Annotated in this window: 1 protein-coding gene; it reads right to left on the bottom strand. The window is 74.3% G+C overall.

The window, feature by feature from the left end; genetic code table 11:
- Positions 1 to 245: RpiB/LacA/LacB family sugar-phosphate isomerase (locus QWY29_RS20560; protein WP_300963078.1), on the bottom strand; the 245-nt coding region annotated here is incomplete at both ends.

Below are 245 nucleotides of genomic sequence, written 5' to 3'. Positions count from 1 at the left end.
GTGCCGAGGAAGACCTCGACGAAGCGCGTCATGTCCTCGACCGTGTGCATCCGCCCGCCGACCGAGACGACGTTGGCGTCGTTGTGCTCGCGGGCCAGCACGGCCGTCTCCTCCGACCACCCCCGCGCGCCGCGCACGCCCTGGACCTTGTTGGCCGCCATCTGCTCGCCGTTGCCGGAGCCGCCGATGACCACGCCCAGGGAGTCCTCCCCCGCGACCCGCTCGGCCGCGACCGCCTCGGCGGC

This window comes from Nocardioides abyssi, assembly GCF_030412915.1.
In the GTDB taxonomy this organism is placed as follows: domain Bacteria; phylum Actinomycetota; class Actinomycetes; order Propionibacteriales; family Nocardioidaceae; genus Nocardioides; species Nocardioides abyssi.
Note: the sequence above shows the minus strand (reverse complement) of the source record. Positions and strands in the feature narration are given on the sequence as shown.